Here is a 13,160-nt window from a genome sequence, read left to right as displayed (position 1 = left end):
GTTCGTGAGTCTCATTTCTTTGAAGGCGCCTGGCTGCGTGGCCCTTGGGCCGACGGCTGGCGCGTTGCCAGCGGAGCCGATCGCTGATTCTCGTGTCCTGGCCTGCGCCCTGAAGGGCGGCTGGCGGGGCACGGGTGGCCGCTGGGAAGCCACCGGGTCCTCGTTCAATTTCTTAGCGCGGTGCGACCGGGCATCCTATAGTTCAATAGCCCAAGCATAGCCCTTAGGTGGCAACGGAGGATATTTTCACTCCTCCGGACCGGCGATTTCCTCGAAGAGTACCCGGCGTTTGCCGACGTCGACCAACTGCAGACGTACCGTAATGAGTGAGCCGGGGGCACTGTGTCCGCGAAAGCGTGCGGTGACCGGCTCGTCGACCAACTGGATGCTCCCTTCGCGTGCCTGGGAGTCGTCGGCGGACTCGGGCAGGGTCAGCACAATCGCTTCGAAGCTCTGCCCAACCCGATCCCTGAGCACATAGGCCTCGACGAGTTCCACCGCGGCCCGAGAAATCTGGCCGTTGGCGGCGTTCGAGGCACGCATGAGATCCGGCACTTGGTTTAGCGCCTCCGACAGTTCCGCGGGAAGCTGCTGCCCTTGACTGATGAACAAACAGGTGAGGAGCCCGAAACGGTCCACGAGGCGGCGCAGTGGGGCGGTGACATGGGCATAGGGCGCGGCCAGGGCCGCCTGAATCACATCCTCCGGGTCCTGGCCATTGACCACCTGGTAATCGGCCCCACGGAAAAGGGCCGCGGCGCGGTGCATAATCACCAATTGTCGCGGGTCGGCGATATCGAGGGTGTGCAGGTACTGACCGTAGCTTTGGGATCCGTCCCAACGGTGCCCCAACAGCTCGGTTTGCGTGCGGAACTCCTCGATCGCGGAGTCTTCCGGGGCTGGCATGGTGCGTAGGATACCGACGCCGGCCTCGAGCATCATCCGCGCGGCCGCCATGCCGGTCAAAAGCGAAATCTGGGCGTTGGCCTCCTCCAAGGGCAGCGTTCGGCGGGCAGTGAGCCGGTAGGAGCCGTTGTGCTTGACGACCTCTTGGTCGGGCAAGTTCAGCGAGGCTCCGCCACGTTCACGTTCCTGCACACGACGTTTCTGGCCAATTTCGGCCAGTAGGCGTAGTTGTTCGCGCCCCTGCCCGCTATCGAGTTCGGCCTGGGCACCTTCGTAATCCAGTTTTTCGCGTGAGCGGATCAGGGTGTGCCGCAGGGTGCAGGGGCCCATTGCGCCCTGTTCGTCGAGCTCAATGCTGAAGAGCAAGGCCGGGCGAGTCTGATCCGGTAGCAGCGAACCGCGGTCCTCGGAGATGACTTCCGGATGCAGGCTGATTTTGCGGTGCGGCAGATAGTAGGTTTGCCCGCGTCGGCGGGTGCTTGAGTCGAGAACGGTGCCCAGCCGCACAAAGTTCGGGACGTCGGCTATGGCATAGTGCACCCGGTAGCCGTCATTGGTGCGTTCCAAATACATCGCCTGATCCAGGTCCGTGGACTCTGCCGGGTCGATGGTGAAGAAGGGCAGATCGGTGTCGTCGTGCGCCGGTGATTCCAGTTGCGCGATGGCTTGGCGGGCGGCGCGCAGCAGTTCTTCGCTGAACTCCTCTGGAGTTTCGAATTCGTCCTCGAGCCGGGCGAAATGTTCGCGTAGCTCATCGATGCCCTGGCTGCGACGGTACTTGACCTGTTTTTCTTTCACGACACTAGCCTTATCTGCCGACACTGGATACACAAGAGCCACCGGCGGAAAGGATTTCCGGCCGGTGGCCTGTGATGCTGGGTGAATGCCGTCTCGCTACTGGGCGAAACCGACCTTGCGGACCTCTTCGGGGCCGATCTCCACGTAGGCCAGTCCGGCGGAGGGGACGACCACTTCGCGGCCCTTGGCGTCACTCAGGCGCAGCGGCTGACCGCTGGAGAGCGCGGAGTCGACCAGGGCGTTAATATCGGCGGCGCTCTGTTCGGACTCGAGCACGACCTCGCGGGCTACATTCTGCACGCCAATGCGGATTTCCATAATGGCTTTAATCCTCTCGAAAAGTTTTCTCGAACCGCACAGCTGGTGCGGTGCCTAACCTAAATGTAACTAGATTTCCTTCGGGAACTGTGAAATTCCGCGCCAAGCTAAACGAGAGATCAGATCGATGGCGGTGTCCATGGAGACCTGCTGTCCGCTTCCGGCCCAGTAGCGGGCGGAAACCTGTGCCAGCCCGGCCAGACCGCGGCCCACGAGCAGCGCCTGGGCCTCGTCGAGGTCGGTGTCGCTGGCAACGACCCGCGAGATGGATTCGGCGAGCATCGAGTTGAACTTTTCGATGCGTTCGGCGATCAGCTCATCGGCGAGCACGTCGGATTCGAAGATGAGTCGATAGGCCTGCGACTCCCGGTTGATATACCGGTAGTAGGTGGCGATCGTGTTCAGCACGCGCTGCTGGTTATCCTGCGTGGAGAGGATCGCGTCGTTGAGCAGATCGCTGAAGTCGGCGAGGTGGGCGTCGAGCAATGCCAAGTAAAGCTCGCGCTTGCCGGGGAAGTGCTGGTAAAGCACCGGTTTAGAGACGGTGGCGACGTCGGCGATTTCGTCCATTGACGCCCCGTGGTAACCGTGGGCCACAAAAACCTGATGGGCGGCTTCAAGCAGTTGCTTACGCCGGGCCTCGCGCGGCATCCGGGGAGTCCGTACGGGCCGCGCATCCGAATTCAGTACCATCACCTTGGCCTTCCACCAGCGAGTCATCGTGAGTCCACCAAGACGTGGGAGCCGTCTTTAGCAGACCACTTCCCAGTAGTATTTCACGCCTATCGATGGTTCAGGGGCATTGCCGCCCGAAAAATTGCGCGATTACCGCGCACAAGCGCAGATCTACGCGCTACGGTCCTGCCGTAATACCGGGCATCCGGCCGCGGTCTGTTCGTCGACCCGCTGTTCGGCGGGTGCCGCCGGCGACTGCGGTGCGCTCAAATCCAAACCGTAGAGCGTTTCCAGTGCGGCGACATAGTCCTCGGTCCGTCCCTCGGCGGCCAGTTCGCGGGCTCGTACCGTGGGAACGTGCAAGAGCTGGCGCACCATCCGACGCATGGCGAGTTCGACTTCCTCCGCGGCGGCCGAGCAACCGTGCTGGGAACGCACCTTGGCGACCTCGGTCTCCAGTACCTGCTGGGTGTGGCGGCGCAGCGCAACGATGGCGTGATCCGCCTCGCGCTCGCGCTGCAGTGCGGAAAATTCTGCTGCCGCACGATCGACAATGCGCTGAGCCTGATGCACGGCCAAGGCCTGCTCATCCGGTGCGGCCATGCGCACCGATTCCAGGGTGATCAGATCCACCTCGGGCAGGTCGGCCAGTTGCGGGTCAAAGTCGTGAGTCAGCGCCATATCGATGGCGATCAATGGCTGGTCCCCGCGGCGCAGCGCCGCGAGATGATCCACGGTGAGCTGGGTGCCGCCGCCGGAACAACCGATGATGATATCGGCCTGGCGCAGTGCCTGCGGGAGCTGGTCGAAGCTCAACGCGGTCCCGCCGCGCTGCTCGGTGAAGCCGGCGGCGCGTCCCGAATTGGAGTACACGCTGATGTGCTTGGCGCCGCGTTCCTTGAGCAACGCCATGGTGGCTCCCGCGTAGGAACCGGTGCCGAACAGGACGATTTCCTGTTCGCCGAAGGCGCGGGCCGGGCCCATGAGATCCTCGGCCAGATCCAAGGCAACCGAAACCACGGATTTACCCTGGGTGCCTAGGGTGGTGTTGGCGCCGACGTCTTTCGCGGCGCGCGTGGCGTGCTGAAAGAGGCGGGTCAGGTTTCCGGTGGTGGTTTTCTGCTGCTGTGCCGCGGTCAGCGCCCGGCGTACCTGTCCGGCGATTTCGCGTTCGCCAACCACCGCGGAATCCAAGCCGGCGCCCACCGAGAAAAGGTGGTCGATGACCTGATCGCCACGGAGGTAACTGAGCTTGCGGGTCAGGAAGTCTGCGGCCAAGCCGGTGGCCTGCGCGATGTGGGCGATCAGCGTCTGGCGGGCTGCGTCGGGGTCCTGCGCGTCGGCGTACACCTCGAAACGGTTGCAGGTGGCCAGCACCACGAGGCCGTCGATGGTCCCGGGCGATGTGCGGGACGCGACGGCCAGCCCGTCGGCCGAGGCGCTCAGTTGGGCCACGGTCTCAAGATCGAGCTGCGAATGCGATGCGACAAGAGATAAAAAAACCACAGTGAGCCCAGAATACGACGTTTCGTTCAGCGCGAACAACGCAGGACTACCTAAGATCGCGGTGATTTAGCGGGTAATCTTGCTCACCTGTGGGTCGCGCCACGACGTCACGATGGGCTTTTATGGGCGAAGATTGGCAGAATTGAGCCATGACCTTGCCGAAGAACCATCCCCTGCTTGACGGGCGTACCGCAGACTCCGCACTGATCCAGTCCCTTCGAGGCGGGACCCCGTCCCACCAGCCGGTGTGGTTCATGCGCCAGGCTGGCCGCTCCCTGCCCGAGTACCTGAAGCTGCGCGAGGGCGTGAGCATGCTGGACTCCTGCCTTGATCCGGCGATGGCCAGCGAAATCACCCTGCAGCCGGTGCGTCGTCATAAGGTCGACGCCGGCATCTTCTTCTCCGACATCGTGATCCCGCTGCGTCTAGCCGGAATCGGCGTCGACATTGTCCCCGGGGTGGGACCGGTGCTCGACACCCCGATTCGCACCGCCGAGCAGGTGGCCGCGCTGCCGGAAGTCACCGAGCAGTCGCTGGCACCAATCCGTGAAGCCGTCGCGTTGACCGTCGAACAGTTGGGCTCCACTCCGCTGATCGGCTTTGCCGGGGCACCCTTCACGGTGGCCGCCTACATGGTGGAGGGACGCCCCAGCCGCGACCACCTCGGGCCGCGCACCCTGATGCACGCCCACCCGGAGGTCTGGGACGGGCTGATGCGCTGGGCCGCGAAGGCCTCCGGCGTGTTCCTGCGCGCACAGGTCGAGGCCGGCGCATCGGCCGCACAGCTCTTCGACTCCTGGGCCGGATCCCTCTCCTTGCCCGACTACGAAAAGTACGTGGCTCCCTACTCCAAGATGGCCCTGGACATGGTGCGCGATACCGGGGTGCCGCTGGTTCACTTCGGCACCGGCACCGGTGAGCTCCTTGGTGCCATGCGGGATGTGGGGGTCGACGCCGTGGGCGTGGACTACCGGATCCCGCTACCCACCGCCATTGAGCGGATCGGGCCGAAGCACGCCGTGCAGGGCAATATCGACCCGGCCTTGCTCACCGCACCGTGGGAGGTACTCGAGGCGCATGTGCGTGAAGTGGTCGCCGCCGGGCAGCAGGCCCACGGTTACGTCGCCAATCTGGGCCATGGCGTGCCGCCGAGCACCGACCCAACCGTGCTGACCCGTGTGGTTGAGCTCATTCACTCGCTGTAGTTCGGCGGTACTAAGCTAAGTGCAACAGGCAATTTCGCTTCTCACCGGCCACCTTGCAGCAGCCTACGGGGCCGGGGAGAAACTTCGAGGAAGGGTGCGCGCATGACGAGCCAGGACAAGCGAACCTCCGAGCATAAGCAGCCGCGGCAGGCCGCCGCCCACGCGCTGCGTCTGTTGGAGAAGGTGCGCGCCGCCGCCGAAACCCGCCGCCACCCGCAAGGCTCCCGTGAGGCCGGGCAGGGTGCGCCGCATGCGGTGGTGATCGGGGGCGGGCTGGCCGGTTTGGTCGCCGCCCGTGACCTGCGCCAAAGCGGGCACCGGGTCACCGTGCTCGAAGCCAGCGATCGTTTTGGCGGGTGCATTTCGCGCGCCGAGATCGACGGTCTGCCGCTGGACTCGGGGGCCGAGTCCTTCGCGGTGCGCGGCGGCACGGTGGCGAATTACCTGCGCGAAATGGACCTGCAGGATCGCATTGCTCCCACCAGCGGGGCCACCGCCTGGCTTGTGCAGGGCAAGGACGAGGCGGTACGCGCCCACCCGCTGCCGGCCACCGCACTGCTGGGCATCCCCGCCCACCTGCGGGGCGAGGGGCTTCGCGAGCTCATCGGGCGGGCCGCCGCGGTGCGTGCGGCCACCGACCTGGTCACCCCGATCCCGCGGAACTGGGCGACCAAGCCGTTGACCGTGGCCGAAGTGGTGCGCCAGCGCATGGGCAGCGCGGTGCTCGAACAGCTGGTTACCCCGGTGGTCGCCGGGGTGTATTCCACCGACCCGAGCGAACTGGATCTGGATCTAGCGGCACCCGACCTGCGTCGGGCCATGCTCGAGACCGGGTCGCTGGCCAAGGCCGTGGCCCAGCTGCAGCAGGATGCTCCGGCCGGCTCACGCGTGGCCGGGATCGAGGGCGGGATTTACAGTCTCATCGAGTCGCTGGTGGACCATTTGCAACAGGCCGGTGCGCTGCTGGTCCCCAACGCCACGGTGGATCGCATCGAATACCGGGAGGATCAGCCGCTGCCCTTCGCGGTGAGCGTGCATGGTGAACCGGTGGCCGCGGACCGAGTGGTGCTGGCCGTCGAAACACAGCCAGCCCTGGAACTGCTTGAAGGACTTGGCCGGGAGCTGCCCGGAGCCGACGAACAGCGCAGCAATGCCATCGCCTTGGCGATTTTGCTGGTCGATAAGCCCGAGTTGGACGACGCCCCACGTGGTTCGGGGGCGCTGGTGAACGAGTCGGCGCCGGTGCGCGCCAAGGCGTTGACCCATGCCACCGCGAAATGGCCGTGGTTGGCCGAACAGACCGGCCCGGGCACCCATGTGGTGCGGCTGTCCTACGGCCGCATCGGGCAGCCCGACGAACTGGTCGCCACCGGTAGCGACGGCCAACTGATCGAACAGGCCGTCAAAGACGCCTCAAAGATTCTGGGTGTTGAATTAACCGAAGATGATGTGCTGGGTAGCCATGTGCAACGCTTCAGCGACGTGGTGCCCCTGCAGGGCCCGGCCGCTGCCGAGCGCCGCGCCGTGGTGGCTCAGATTGAGAAGGATTACCCCGGACTTGCCGTGACCGGCGCCTGGGTGGCGGGGACCGGACTGGCCCGCGTCATCGCCCACGCGCGTTCGGCCGTGGCGCTCAGCGTCAGCTAAGCACCACACCGGAGCCAAAGAAAGTTGAGAAGGAGCAGGAATTGAGCCAGCCAATCGAGCACAACTCGCCGGTAATCCGCGACCGCGAAGCCGCGGGCGAGAACCCGACGATGTACTACACGCTGTGGACGGTGTTTAAGCGGTCCGCCGCCATTGAGCCCGAATCCTCGGCGGCGGCGGACTTCCAGAGCCTGTGCGAGTCCCTGGCCGCCGAGTCGGTGACCGTGCGCGGTCTCTACGACGTCTCCGGCATGCGGGCCGACGCCGATGTGATGGTCTGGATCCACGGTCCTGCTGCCGAACTGCTGCAGGCGGCCATGCGCCAGATTCGTCGTAGCTCCCTGTTCGACGGCACCGAGATCGCCTACTCGACGATGGCGGTGCACCGCGAAGCGGAATTCGCCAAGGACCACTCGCCGGCCTTCGCCCGCGGTGTGGCGGCCAAGGAATGGATGACCGTCTACCCCTTCGTGCGCTCGCACGACTGGTACACCATGGACCCGGCGGCCCGCGGCAAGATGCTGCGCGACCACGGCATCCTAGGACGTGAATTCCCGACCGTGCTGGCCAACACCGTGGCGGCATTCTCCTTCAGCGACTACGAATGGCAGGTCTGCCTGGAGGCCGACGACATGATCGACCTCGTCGACATGATGCGCCACCTGCGCTACACCGAAGCCCGCCACCATGTGCGGGAGGAGACCCCGTTCTACACCGGCCGACGCATCAGCGCCGACGAGGTACTTGAGGTGCTCAAGTGAGTATTCCGGCCCCCAGCCTCGCCGCGGGCACCCAGCTACCGGCCAAGGATTACGACGCCCTGTTGCTTGCCAGTTTCGGCGGGCCCGAGGGGCAGGAGGACGTGATTCCGTTCCTGCGCAACGTCACCGCCGGGCGCGGCATCCCCGACGAGCGCCTCGAAGAGGTGGCGGTGCACTACCGCACCAACGGCGGCATCTCGCCGATTAACGCGCAGAACCGCGAACTGATCGCCGCCCTCGAGGCCGAACTGGCGGCCCGCGATATCAAGCTGCCGATCTACTGGGGCAACCGCAACTGGAAGCCCTTTGTGAACGACACGCTCGAGCAGATCCATGCCGACGGGCACCGCAAGGTGCTGCTGCTGGGCACCGGCGCGTACTCCGGGTACTCGGCCTGCCGCCAGTACCGTGAGGATCTCGGGATGGGGCTGAAGGCCACCGGCCTGGCCGGCGAACTCGAGGTGGATAAGATCCGCCAGTTCTTCGACACCCCGGCCTTCGTGCAACCCTTCGTCGACTCGCTGGGCCGTTGCCTCGACGAGGTGCGCCAGGAACTCGACGAGGCCGGCAAGACCGAGGGGCGCATCAAGATCGTCTTCGTCACCCACTCCATTCCGCTCTCCGACGCGCAAGCCGCCGGTAACGAGCAGTTGCGCCAGGGGCTGGCCGAAAACCTCTACACCGCCCAGCACCGGGCCGTGGCCGAGCGTATTCTGGCCCAGGTCCCGCAGGCCGCCGGGCTGGAGCACGAGCTGGTCTACCAGTCGCGTTCCGGCGCGCCGCACATTCCGTGGTTGGAACCGGATATCAACGACGCCCTCGAACAGGACGCCGCCGACCAGGTCGCCGGCGTGGTCGTCGTGCCCATTGGGTTCATCTCCGATCACATGGAGGTGCTCTGGGACCTCGACACCGAGGCCAAGGACACCTGCGCCGAGCTGGGCCTGGCCTTCCGCCGCGCTGACACTCCGGGCACCCACCGTGCCTTCGTGTCCGGGCTCGTGGATCTGATCGAAGAACGCCTGCTTGGCCCCGACGGGCAGCCGCGGCGCAATGGGCGCGTATCCGAGGTGAGCCTCGGCCCGTGGTTCGACGCCTGCCAGCCCGGCTGCTGCATCAAGCCAGCCGCCGATGGAAGCCTGCGCGATACCATCGCCGCGGTCGACGCGACCGTTGTGGGTTGTTCATCGTGAGCGCCAGCTTCACTGTCGGCACCCGCGCCAGCCAGCTGGCCACAACACAGACCGCTTGGGCCGCCGACCAGCTCGCCGAACTGTCCGGGCTCAGCGTGCACACCGAACTGGTGCGCACCGAAGGCGATGTGGTCACCGGTCCGCTTTCGCAGCTCGGCGGCACCGGGGTGTTCGCGGCCGCGCTACGCCATTACCTGCTGGCCGGCGGCTGCCACCTGGCGGTGCACTCGCTGAAGGACCTGCCCACCACCCAGCCCGAACCGCTGTTGATCGCCGCGATCCCGCCGCGTGAGGATGTGCGCGACGCACTCTGCGCCCGCGACGGTCTGACGCTGGCGCAGCTCCCGCAGGGCGCCAAGGTGGGCACCGGTTCGCCGCGCCGCGCCGCGCAGTTGCTGGCGCACCGACCCGACCTGAATGTTGTGGACATTCGCGGCAATGTGCCCACCCGCCTAGGCCGGGTGGCCGGGGTGGGGGATACCCACGACGACGGCAGTGTGGGCCGTAGCGTGCAAGGGGACTTGGACGCGGTGATCCTCGCGGCCGCCGGGCTGCACCGGCTTGGCCTGGGCGGGCATATCACCGACTACCTCGACCCGAGCATTATGCTTCCGGCCCCGGGGCAGGGCGCGTTGGCCGTGGAGGTCCGCGCCGGCGGCACCGGCCTGAGCGAATTGGACGCGGCGCTGACCGAGCTCGACGATCACGCCACCCGGTGCGAGGTGACCGCCGAGCGGGCGCTGCTGGGCACCCTCGAGGCCGGCTGTGCCGCGCCCATTGGCGCGCTGGCCCACTTCACCGAGGACACCTTGGTGCTTGAGGCGGTGGCCTGTGATCCGGCCGGCACCGAGGTGCTACGTCGCAGCGCCAGCGCCCAGGTGCGCACGGTGGCTCAGGCCGCCGAGCTGGGGGCGGCGCTAGCCGCCACCCTGCTGGCCGACGGCGCGGCCGAACTGGCCGGATTGGCCTGAGCCTTGGGACGCACGGTGCTCTTTCTGCGCCCGACCCGGCGGGCCGCGCCGACACTACAGCGGCTTTCGGCGCGCGGGATTACCGCCCGCTGCCTGCCGCTGATAGGGACGTTCTGGCCGCCGGATACCGGTGCGCTGGACCGTGCGTTGCGGCGACTGGCCGCCGGGGAATATCAACAGGTCATGCTCACCTCGGTGAGCACCGTGCAGGTTTTCGCCGAGCGCCTGGCCCAGCTGGGATTGGCCGGTTCCTTGCCGCCGCAGACGCGTTGGGTGGCGGTGGGCGAATCCACTGCCGCGGCCATCACGCGGCTGTTGGGTCAGCCGGTGGCCTTTGTCCCGCAACGCCATTCGGCCGCCGGACTGGTCGCCGAATATGAGCTACCTGCCGGTTGCCCGGTGCTGTACGCGCATGGTGATCTCGCTTCTCCGGTGCTCGCCGACGGTCTGCGCGCCTGGAACGCAAAGGTGGATGAGGTGATTGCCTACTTCACCCGGCCGCTGCCGCACGATCAGGCCGCCGCGATCGAGCCGCCAACCATCGAGGACCTACCGGTCGACGCCTTGGCGCGGTGCGTAGCGGAGAGCCAGGTGATCGTGTTCAGCGCCCCGAGCATCGTGAAGCGTTTCCGGGAACTGTACGGGAGCACGCTGCCGCCGCGAACCCGCACCCTGATGATTGGCCAACCCACCGCGCGAGCCGCGGCCGCGGCGGGACTTCCGAGCGACCTCGTGGCCGGCAACCCCGATCCGGACTCGCTGATCACAGCCATCGAAGAATTAGTGGGCGCAATGCCCGAGGAGAAAGAAGAATCATGAGCTTTCCGAATCGCCGACCTCGCCGACTACGGCAGAACCGGGCCATGCGCTCACTGGTGGCCGAGCATCGGCTTTCACCAGCCCAGCTGATTTTGCCTGCCTTCGTCCGTGAGGGGCTGAGCGAGCCGAACCCGATCACCTCAATGCCCGGCGTCGTGCAGCACACCATGGATTCCTTGCGCGCCGCCGCCGTGGAGGCTCGCGAGCTAGGCGTCGGCGGTCTGATGCTCTTCGGTATCCCGGAGGTGCGCGACGCCGTCGGTAGCGCCGGGGTGGACCCGCAGGGCATTTTGAACCGGGCCATCGCTGCAGTACGTCAGGAAGTTGGCGATGAGCTGGTGATCATGTCCGACGTCTGCCTCGACGAGTTCACCGACCACGGCCACTGCGGTGTGCTGCGCTCCGATGGCAGCGTGGATAACGACGCCACCAACGAAATTTACGGGCAAATGGCGGTGGCGCAGGCCGAGGCCGGGGCTCACGTGCTGGGCCCGTCGGGCATGATGGACGGTCAGGTTGCGGTGATTCGTGAGGCCTTGGACGCCGCCGGCCGTCAGGACGTGGCGATTTTGGCATACGCGGCGAAGTACGCCTCGGCGTTCTATGGCCCGTTCCGCGAGGCGGTGGATTCCCAGCTTCAGGGGGACCGGCGCACCTATCAGATGGACGCCTCCAACCGCCGTGAAGCGCTCGTCGAGGTTCAGTCGGATCTCGACGAGGGCGCCGATATGATCATGGTTAAGCCTGCCATGGGGTACCTGGACATCGTGCGTGAGGTGGCCGATTACAGCCCGGTGCCGGTCTCCGCCTACCAGATCTCCGGAGAGTACGCGATGATCGAAGCGGCCGCCGCGAACGGGTGGATTGACCGGCGGGCCGCGATCGAGGAGTCCCTGCTCTCGATTCACCGTGCCGGCGCACAGCAAATCTTGACCTATTGGGCCAGCGAAGCCGCTGGCTGGCTGAACGAAGGAAAGAAGTAAATGACCCAGTCCGAGCAGTTATTTGCCCAGGCCCGCGAGGTAATGCCCGGGGGCGTGAACTCCCCGGTGCGTGCCTTTGGCTCCGTCGGCGGTGTTCCGCCCTTTATGGTCAAGGCCTCCGGCCCGTACCTCTATGATGCCGACGGCAAAGAGTACGTGGATCTGGTGTGCTCCTGGGGCCCGGCACTGCTCGGCCACGCGCATCCGGCCATTCAGCAAGCGGTGCACGAGGCGGTAGACCGTGGCCTGTCCTTCGGTGCGTCCACCCCGGACGAGGTGCGCCTCGGCGAACTGATCAAGGCCCGAATGGGCGGGGTCGACCGCGTACGGATGGTCTCCACCGGCACCGAGGCAACGATGACCGCGGTCCGTTTGGCGCGCGGCTTCACCGGCCGCGAACTGATCATCAAGTTCGCCGGTTGCTACCATGGCCACCTCGACGGGCTGCTGGCCTCGGCCGGTTCGGGCGTTGCGACGCTGGCCTTGCCCGGTTCGGCTGGCGTCACCGCCGCCACCGCCGCCGAGACTCTGGTGCTGCCGTATAACGACCGTGCGGCGATTACCGCCGCCTTCGCCGAGCACGGCGCGAACATTGCCGCCGTGATTACCGAGTCCGCCCCGTGCAATATGGGCGTGGTCCAGCCGGAGCCTGGCTTTAACCGTTTCCTGAAGGAAACCACCGCCGCGCACGGTGCCCTGCTGATTCTCGACGAGGTTCTCACCGGGTTCCGTGCCTCGGATGCCGGTTATTGGGGACTGTCCGGTCGCACCGAAGACTGGACGCCGGATCTCTACACCTTCGGCAAGGTCATTGGCGGGGGACTGCCCACCGCCGCCCTCGGCGGGCGCGCCGAGGTAATGGACTACCTGGCCCCGCTGGGACCGGTGTACCAGGCGGGTACGCTCTCCGGAAACCCGGTGGCGATGGCCGCGGGTATCGCACAGCTGAGCAACGCCACTGATGAGGTCTACGCGCACATTCAGCGACAGTCCGAAAAGTTGGAGGCTGCCATGGTGCAGGCCTTCACCGAGGCCGGGGTGAACCACTCCATTCAGCGTGTCGGTACGCTCTTCTCGGTGGCCTTCGGCACCGCCGGCGAAGGCGTACACAACTACGCGCAGGCACAGCAGCAAGAAGTCTTCCGCTACGCTCCGTTCTTCCACTCCATGCTTGAAGCCGGGGTGTACTTGCCGCCGAGCGTCTTTGAAGCCTTCTTCCTCTCGGCAGCGCATGACGACGTAGCCTTGGATCGCGTGATTGCGGCGCTACCGGCAGCGGCTCGCGCCGCGGCGTCGGCCACGAACTAGTCGACAACGCGAAAACCCGCGTGCAATCCCCACAAAATGGGGTTGCACGCGGGTTTTCGCGTTCCTGCGC

12 protein-coding genes are annotated in these 13,160 nt (G+C 66.1%); 8 read left to right on the top strand and 4 right to left on the bottom strand.

Translation table 11 applies throughout. From position 1 onward, the window contains the following. Positions 1-246: 246 nt before the first annotated feature. The 4 genes from ACYU0X_RS11375 to ACYU0X_RS11360 form a co-directional block, all read right to left on the bottom strand. Positions 247-1,704: an RNB domain-containing ribonuclease gene (locus ACYU0X_RS11375; protein ID WP_461900777.1), complete on the bottom strand. Its 1,458-nt coding sequence runs from the start codon at positions 1,702-1,704 to the stop codon at positions 247-249. 96 nt (positions 1,705-1,800) lie between these two features. Further along, positions 1,801-2,022 (bottom strand): DUF3107 domain-containing protein, encoded by a 222-nt coding sequence (locus ACYU0X_RS11370; RefSeq protein WP_461900775.1) that lies wholly within the window; start codon positions 2,020-2,022, stop codon positions 1,801-1,803. A 69-nt stretch (positions 2,023-2,091) separates the two neighbouring features. After that, the gene (locus ACYU0X_RS11365; protein WP_418907009.1) at positions 2,092-2,742 is read right to left on the bottom strand and encodes a TetR/AcrR family transcriptional regulator; all 651 of its coding nucleotides are present in this window, start codon (positions 2,740-2,742) and stop codon (positions 2,092-2,094) included. 126 nt (positions 2,743-2,868) lie between these two features. Next, positions 2,869-4,203 carry a glutamyl-tRNA reductase gene (locus ACYU0X_RS11360; RefSeq protein WP_461900773.1) on the bottom strand — a complete coding sequence of 445 codons (1,335 nt, stop codon included), beginning with the start codon at positions 4,201-4,203 and terminating at the stop codon, positions 2,869-2,871. Positions 4,204-4,352: 149 nt separating this feature from the next. Here ACYU0X_RS11360 and hemE point away from each other — a divergent pair, with 149 nt between their 5' ends. The 8 genes from hemE to hemL all read left to right on the top strand — a co-directional run bounded on the left by hemE (position 4,353) and on the right by hemL (position 13,090). After that, positions 4,353-5,408: a uroporphyrinogen decarboxylase gene (gene hemE / locus ACYU0X_RS11355; protein WP_461900771.1), complete on the top strand. Its 1,056-nt coding sequence runs from the start codon at positions 4,353-4,355 to the stop codon at positions 5,406-5,408. Between the two features lie 102 nt (positions 5,409-5,510). Beyond that, positions 5,511-7,055, top strand: coding sequence for a protoporphyrinogen oxidase (hemG, locus tag ACYU0X_RS11350; RefSeq protein ID WP_461900769.1), 1,545 nt, complete (start codon positions 5,511-5,513; stop codon positions 7,053-7,055). A gap of 110 nt (positions 7,056-7,165) precedes the next feature. Then, positions 7,166-7,816: a hydrogen peroxide-dependent heme synthase gene (gene hemQ / locus ACYU0X_RS11345; protein ID WP_461902801.1), complete on the top strand. Its 651-nt coding sequence runs from the start codon at positions 7,166-7,168 to the stop codon at positions 7,814-7,816. Beyond that, positions 7,813-9,009, top strand: coding sequence for a ferrochelatase (locus ACYU0X_RS11340; protein WP_461900768.1), 1,197 nt, complete (start codon positions 7,813-7,815; stop codon positions 9,007-9,009). The genes hemQ and ACYU0X_RS11340 overlap by 4 nt, the downstream gene beginning before the upstream one ends. Then, positions 9,006-9,980: a hydroxymethylbilane synthase gene (gene hemC / locus ACYU0X_RS11335; RefSeq protein ID WP_461900767.1), complete on the top strand. Its 975-nt coding sequence runs from the start codon at positions 9,006-9,008 to the stop codon at positions 9,978-9,980. Before ACYU0X_RS11340 ends, hemC begins: the two co-directional genes overlap by 4 nt. A 3-nt stretch (positions 9,981-9,983) precedes the next feature. Continuing rightward, on the top strand, positions 9,984-10,799 hold the full coding sequence (locus ACYU0X_RS11330; protein WP_461900766.1) for a uroporphyrinogen-III synthase: 816 nt from the start codon (positions 9,984-9,986) through the stop codon (positions 10,797-10,799). Continuing rightward, complete coding sequence (hemB, locus tag ACYU0X_RS11325; protein ID WP_461900764.1) at positions 10,796-11,782, top strand: porphobilinogen synthase; 987 nt, start codon at positions 10,796-10,798, stop codon at positions 11,780-11,782. Before ACYU0X_RS11330 ends, hemB begins: the two co-directional genes overlap by 4 nt. Then, entirely contained in the window at positions 11,783-13,090 is a 1,308-nt protein-coding gene (hemL, locus tag ACYU0X_RS11320; protein WP_461900763.1) for a glutamate-1-semialdehyde 2,1-aminomutase, read from the top strand. Positions 13,091-13,160: the final 70 nt, after the last annotated feature.

The organism is Glutamicibacter sp. X7 (assembly GCF_054889245.1).
Note: the sequence above shows the minus strand (reverse complement) of the source record. Positions and strands in the feature narration are given on the sequence as shown.

What these genes read in the sequence shown, in the direction of transcription:
- ACYU0X_RS11365 (WP_418907009.1), bottom strand. Translation starts at nt 2,742, where the DNA reads ATGACTCGCTGGTGGAAGGCCAAGGTGATGGTACTGAATTCGGATGCG.
- hemL (WP_461900763.1), top strand. Translation starts at nt 11,783, where the DNA reads ATGACCCAGTCCGAGCAGTTATTTGCCCAGGCCCGCGAGGTAATGCCC.
- ACYU0X_RS11370 (WP_461900775.1), bottom strand. Translation starts at nt 2,022, where the DNA reads ATGGAAATCCGCATTGGCGTGCAGAATGTAGCCCGCGAGGTCGTGCTC.
- hemG (WP_461900769.1), top strand. Translation starts at nt 5,511, where the DNA reads ATGACGAGCCAGGACAAGCGAACCTCCGAGCATAAGCAGCCGCGGCAG.
- hemB (WP_461900764.1), top strand. Translation starts at nt 10,796, where the DNA reads ATGAGCTTTCCGAATCGCCGACCTCGCCGACTACGGCAGAACCGGGCC.
- hemE (WP_461900771.1), top strand. Translation starts at nt 4,353, where the DNA reads ATGACCTTGCCGAAGAACCATCCCCTGCTTGACGGGCGTACCGCAGAC.
- hemQ (WP_461902801.1), top strand. Translation starts at nt 7,166, where the DNA reads ATGTACTACACGCTGTGGACGGTGTTTAAGCGGTCCGCCGCCATTGAG.